This window comes from Oleiphilus sp. HI0061, from assembly GCF_001635675.1.
This window is the reverse complement of the sequence record NZ_LWFE01001707.1, coordinates 1-594: the sequence shown is the minus strand read 5'-3', so window position 1 is coordinate 594 and position 594 is coordinate 1. Positions and strand designations below refer to the sequence as shown.

Annotated in this window: 2 protein-coding genes; one reads left to right on the top strand and one right to left on the bottom strand. The window is 42.3% G+C overall.

Features of this window, described 5'->3' with window-relative positions; genetic code table 11:
• A partial coding sequence (locus tag A3735_RS26290; RefSeq protein WP_197486064.1) for a peptidylprolyl isomerase occupies nucleotides 1-431 on the top strand: 431 nt, incomplete at its 5' end.
• A 38-nt stretch (nucleotides 432-469) separates the two neighbouring features.
• Here A3735_RS26290 and A3735_RS32720 read toward each other — a convergent pair.
• Nucleotides 470-589 carry a hypothetical protein gene (locus tag A3735_RS32720; protein WP_369820565.1) on the bottom strand — a complete coding sequence of 40 codons (120 nt, stop codon included), beginning with the start codon at nucleotides 587-589 and terminating at the stop codon, nucleotides 470-472.
• Nucleotides 590-594: the final 5 nt, after the last annotated feature.

The window sequence follows — 594 nt, the reverse complement described above, 5'->3', positions numbered from 1 at the left end:
ATGATGCCAATGCTCGTTCCGAAGCAACGGAACTGGCAGAGCAACTGATTAAACGCTTACAAGAAAATATTGGGCAGTTTGAAGAGCTGGCCAAGATGCATTCCAAATGCCCTTCAAAAGAGACGGGTGGTCACCTTGGGCAGCTTGGTAAAGGCCAAACTGTGCCAGAATTCGAACGTCAGTTATTCAATTGTCCTGAAGGTTTAGCCAGTGCGCCAATCGAAAGCCGTTATGGTGTGCATGTTGTTTTCATTAACCACAAAGAAGAAGGTAAAGCTTTACCTTATGAGATGGTTAAAGAACGAATTTCTGATTACCTGAATGAAAAGGTTAGACGTAAAGCGATTGCCCAGTATATTCATTCATTAATTATGGATGCCGACATTGAAGGTTTCGACTTTAGTGTGTCCGACTCCCCTTTAATGCAGTAAGCTCCCCATATTTGGGGTCAGAGTAAAAATGGCTGTTTTTACTCTGACTCCAATTTCTTATCTAATAATGATCGGCTCAAGGTCATAAAAATGACTGAAGAGATCCCTGCAGCGGCAAATAGCATACACATCACCATTATCTGATAGCGAGCGGCAATAAAAG